This window comes from Microcystis sp. M31BS1 (genome assembly GCF_020245285.1).
Lineage (GTDB): Bacteria > Cyanobacteriota > Cyanobacteriia > Cyanobacteriales > Microcystaceae > Microcystis > Microcystis panniformis.
Genome location: NZ_JADBVE010000305.1, coordinates 1 through 4392, shown reverse-complemented (window position 1 = coordinate 4392; position 4392 = coordinate 1). Strand labels below are relative to the sequence as shown.

The following is a 4392-nucleotide window of genomic DNA, read 5'->3' as shown; positions in this document are numbered from 1 at the left end:
ATTTTTTCTGAGAAAACCAATTACAATTCTTCACCTTGATAAAAATCCATCATTGTAGCTATAATCCTTACTGGCAATGGGTTGTAAGCAATGTATTAGTAAAAATTATCAATTGAATGTTAAGAAGTGCGGAAGATGGGTAAGTACCTAGGCAAAATTATTTACACATGACGATCATTGCCCCGTAAGGGTTTTAGCTCGATCGGGCAGGTAATTAATTTTGCATGACTACTTATTAAGTAATAAGTACCTAAGCAAAATTAATTACACATCTAAGCCACTACTCCGTCAGACTTCTGGTGTGAGGAAACAGTGAACTGAAAACTCAAATCCGATCCCTAATAGCTGTCTCCCGTCTCGGAGTCTCCCGTCTCGGAGTCTCCCGTCTCGGAGTCTCCTGTCTCCTGTCTCGACTAGGAAATTAATTTTGCACGACTACTTAGTTGACATCAGATAGACCTTTTTGCTATCTTGTGTTTGTCAACTTTAATGAGTGTCAAAGAATATGCACATAGTCTGTCCTTTAAGCGGTAGTGCTAACCTTGTTTTACGAGAAACTATAGAAGTTAAAGCACTCATTAAACTGTATAGCAGATGGGGTTGGTTTGATATCAGTTCGGAATTTCTTGATTTAGAGACGATTAATTTTTATCATTGTCTAGATTCAGATTTGAAATTTTTTCATCCTCTGGTTACAGGTTCAGAGTCATTTTATCAAGAATTACAGAAGTTCAAATGGTATTATATGGATGATAAAGAAGAATACGATTATGCTTGTAATTTCATCACTAGCGAGGATCGAGTTTTAGAAGTGGGCTGTGGGAAAGGAGCTTTTTCTCAAAAAATAAAAACCTCTAATTATACTGGACTTGAATTTAGCAGTAAAGCTATAGAAATAGCATCTCATGCCAATATAAATGTTCTTAATCAAATTGTAGAAGATTACTGTGTGAGTAACTCAGATAGTTACGATATTGTTTGTTCATTCCAAGTGTTAGAGCATGTGTCTAACCCTAAATCTTTTATAGAATCTTGTTTAAAATGCCTTAAAAAAGGGGGTCTATTGATTATCTCTGTGCCTAGTGATGATTCATTTATTGGCTCTCTCAAAAATAATATTTTAAATATGCCTCCTCATCATGTTACCCATTGGTCTGACAAAGCTTTGCAATATGTAGCTAACTGTTTTTGTCTCAAGCTAATTGATATTCATCATGAAAAATTAGCAGATATTCATAGAAGGCTATATGCTCGTGAACTTGTCATAAAGTCCCTGGACAACTTATTCAAAAATAATCAAAACTATTCTTTAGTAGATATTTCAACTAATTACCAAGTTAAATTAAAAATATCTCAAGTGATAGCATCATTTATTTCTGCTGGACTCACAGATGATAGAATTAAGCCAATTGGTCATTCAGTGACAGTTGTTTACCAGAAATAAAAAAATTTACTTCCGAAGGGTTAAATTGAGATAAATTACGGCTCTTCGGTTTGTGTTATGCAATGGACGGGGGTTATAAGGGATGGAACCCTTATAGACAAAGGCATTTAGCGATTTTTGTCAATTGTTTTTGCTCTAGAGCGAACTAATCAATTAAGTCTCTTGCCAGATAAGGATTTAGTCGATTTATGCCCCCCTATCAAACCATACCAAGTAACGAAGAACCTAAATTACTTACTGGTTACAATTGTTATATTCTGAATATGAGGATAATATGCTTAAAAAATTCCTGAAAAACCTGTTCAGAAAACTAGGGGTTGAAGTCAAGAGATATAATCTTAATACTTCACAAGTGGCTCTGATGGAAAGGTTACTGGAATATCATAAGATAGAGCTAATTTTTGATATGGGTGCTAACTTTAGAATAGTGTTGCAAACTGATAAAATCTTGCTAATTTTGAAAGAAGCGGGCTTTAGAATACATATTCGCAACGTAAACAATACTAACTTATAACCTTTGATTGGAATAAAGTCACAGTCTGAGTTTGATTCACAGCCTAATATTTTGGGTTGGAAAGGTTAAGTTTTATGGCATCGAAATTTAGGGATGAAAGAAATCCAGGCTCTTCGGTTTGTGTTATGCAATGGACGGGGGTTATAAGGAATGGAACCCTTATATAGAAAGGCGTTTAGCGATTTTTGTGAATTATTTTTGTCTAGAGCGAACTAATCAATTAAGTCTCTTGCCAGATAAGGATTTAGTCGATTTATGCCCCCCTATCGAACCATACCAAGTAACGAAGAACCGGCGTTATTTTCAATAATAGCCAATGGCTGCCGACCGTTTCCTCGATCGCCACTTGTGGAAATACCACCGGGATGAGTTAGAATCTGAAAGGAGAATTTTTGAGTAACCATGATCAAATTACGTCTAAAACGCTTTGGTAAAAAACGCGAAGCCAGTTATCGTATCGTTGCGGCCGTTAGCACCAGTCGTCGCGATGGTCGTCCCCTAGAGGAATTAGGATTTTACAATCCCCGCACCGATGAAGTGCGTCTGGATGAGGAAGGAATCATCCGACGCTTACAACAAGGAGCGCAACCGACGGACACCGTGCGCAGCATTCTCACCAAACAGAAAATTTTCGAGAAAATCAATGCCTAGTACCCCCAATTATCTCGAACTGGTGAAATTTATTATCGAGCCGTTTTTGGAAGAGCCGGCCAGTCTGAGATTGGATATCGAGCGCTGTAAGGAAAATGAACGTCTTTGGGTGCGTGTAGCCTTCGATGATGCCGATAAAGGCAAAGTTTACGGCCGGGGAGGACGCAATTTACAGGCGATTAGAACTACCCTAGAAATGGCGGCCGCGAGTGCGGGTCGCTCTCTTTATCTAGAAGTCTATGCGGCCGAAAATGAAGGCGAACAGCGCCGCACCCGTCGTTCTAATGGTAACTTTGAAGGTACGGAAAGAAGACCGAGCAATCGACGACCACCCGCACCCCGGCAGCTCAACAACTAACGAGCGATTTTAGGAAAACAGGGAAGGGGTTTCATCCTCGACCCTCTCCAGTTGCTCTAATTGCTGCCAAACTTTGGCGAGTAGAGTGGTTAATCCGGCTCCTGTTACGGCGGAAATAGTCAAAATCTCGGCATTGGTTATTTTAGCAAACTGCTTTTGATAGTTATCTATCGTTTCCTCGTCCACAGCATCAATTTTGTTGAAAACCAGTATTTGTGATCGCTTTTCTAAGCCTCGACCATAGGCGGCCAATTCTCCCTGGATAATTTGATAATCGGCGATCGGGTCTTCTGCTGTCAAGGAGACAAGATGAATTAACAGGCGTGTGCGTTCGATATGGCGTAAAAATTCATGTCCTAGGCCGATTCCTCGGTGCGCTCCCTCGATTAATCCAGGAATATCGGCGAATACCGTCCCGTCTCCTGTGGGTTTGCGTACCACTCCCAGGTTAGGGATAAGAGTTGTAAAGGGATAATCGGCGATTTTGGGACGAGCAGAGGAAACGGCGGAGATTAGGGTGGATTTTCCCGCATTGGGCAGCCCGATCAGTCCCACTTCTGCTAATAACTTCAATTCTAGGCGTAAATGGCGTTTTTCTCCGTCTAAACCGGGTAAAGCGTATTCAGGCGCGCGATTATTATTGCTTAAAAAGTGGCGGTTGCCTAATCCCCCTTTTCCTCCAGCAGCGACGATTAAAGTCTGTTCGGGAGTGACCAAATCGCCGATAATTTCCTCGCTATCGAGATTGTAAACCACTGTACCACAGGGAACTTTAATAATGCGATCGCTACCGTTGGCCCCGGTGCAGTTGTTCGGGCCGCCCCGTTTACCGTCATCGGCCTTAAAATAGCGACTATACTGGAAATCTAGCAGGGTTTGCAGGTTCTGAGTGGCCACGAAAATCACCGAACCACCTTTTCCCCCATTACCGCCGGCCGGACCGCCGGCGGGGACGTATTTTTCCCGACGGAAAGCGACAATTCCATCACCTCCCTTACCCCCTTCTACTTCTATTTCGGCGCGATCAATAAACTGCATAAGATTAAGTAATTAAAGTGAAAAAATGATCAAGCTCAAAGCTGTTATAGGTTAACATCTTGCCAATTTAAAGCTTCTGCGAATCCCTGAAAATGTTTGACATTGGTAGTAGCGATGACTAGATAACGGCTCGGATATTGTTTTTTTAATAACTGCCAATGAGCAAGAATAATAATATCTACGTCAATACAGGGTAAGCGCATCTTAACAATTCTTGACAAAATCAACTTTATGTGATTTGCTTATCCAGAGAGCGATTCAGGCATATTTGAGGAGAATTGGCCATCTCAATTGTTAAGCAAAAATCGACCAAATGTGAATATTTCGTAACTATTCTGATTGACTGGTATCACTTGAAATGCCCACACAGCAAGCGGTTCACAAAAT

At 40.7% G+C, this 4392-nt stretch carries 6 protein-coding genes and 1 pseudogene; 5 read left to right on the top strand and 2 right to left on the bottom strand.

Annotated elements, in window-relative coordinates; all coding sequences use genetic code 11:
* The first annotated feature begins 505 nt into the window (after positions 1–505).
* The 5 genes and pseudogenes from IM509_RS17565 (at position 506) to IM509_RS17545 (ending at position 2967) form a co-directional block, all read left to right on the top strand.
* Positions 506–1444, top strand: a complete 939-nt coding sequence (locus IM509_RS17565) for a class I SAM-dependent methyltransferase (protein WP_185237491.1) — start codon at positions 506–508, stop codon at positions 1442–1444.
* A gap of 57 nt (positions 1445–1501) precedes the next feature.
* Positions 1502–1705 (top strand): annotated as a pseudogene (locus tag IM509_RS17560) (hypothetical protein).
* Positions 1706–2088: 383 nt separating this feature from the next.
* Positions 2089–2268 carry a hypothetical protein gene (locus IM509_RS17555; RefSeq protein ID WP_287717259.1) on the top strand — a complete coding sequence of 60 codons (180 nt, stop codon included), beginning with the start codon at positions 2089–2091 and terminating at the stop codon, positions 2266–2268.
* Between the two features lie 92 nt (positions 2269–2360).
* Positions 2361–2609 carry a 30S ribosomal protein S16 gene (gene rpsP, locus IM509_RS17550; RefSeq protein ID WP_002736858.1) on the top strand — a complete coding sequence of 83 codons (249 nt, stop codon included), beginning with the start codon at positions 2361–2363 and terminating at the stop codon, positions 2607–2609.
* Complete coding sequence (locus IM509_RS17545; protein WP_002787845.1) at positions 2602–2967, top strand: KH domain-containing protein; 366 nt, start codon at positions 2602–2604, stop codon at positions 2965–2967. The genes rpsP and IM509_RS17545 overlap by 8 nt, the downstream gene beginning before the upstream one ends.
* A 9-nt stretch (positions 2968–2976) precedes the next feature.
* On the opposite strand, the gene obgE is transcribed toward IM509_RS17545, so the two are convergent.
* Positions 2977–4005, bottom strand: a complete 1029-nt coding sequence (gene obgE / locus IM509_RS17540; protein WP_002787844.1) for a GTPase ObgE — start codon at positions 4003–4005, stop codon at positions 2977–2979.
* A 44-nt stretch (positions 4006–4049) separates the two neighbouring features.
* On the bottom strand, positions 4050–4226 hold the full coding sequence (locus tag IM509_RS17535) for a hypothetical protein (RefSeq protein ID WP_221634927.1): 177 nt from the start codon (positions 4224–4226) through the stop codon (positions 4050–4052).
* Positions 4227–4392 lie beyond the last annotated feature (166 nt).

Excerpts from the sequence above, each read along its gene's own strand:
- IM509_RS17565 (WP_185237491.1), top strand. The coding sequence starts at position 506 with ATGCACATAGTCTGTCCTTTAAGCGGTAGTGCTAACCTTGTTTTACGA.
- IM509_RS17555 (WP_287717259.1), top strand. The coding sequence starts at position 2,089 with ATGGACGGGGGTTATAAGGAATGGAACCCTTATATAGAAAGGCGTTTA.
- rpsP (WP_002736858.1), top strand. The coding sequence starts at position 2,361 with ATGATCAAATTACGTCTAAAACGCTTTGGTAAAAAACGCGAAGCCAGT.
- IM509_RS17545 (WP_002787845.1), top strand. The coding sequence starts at position 2,602 with ATGCCTAGTACCCCCAATTATCTCGAACTGGTGAAATTTATTATCGAG.
- obgE (WP_002787844.1), bottom strand. The coding sequence starts at position 4,005 with ATGCAGTTTATTGATCGCGCCGAAATAGAAGTAGAAGGGGGTAAGGGA.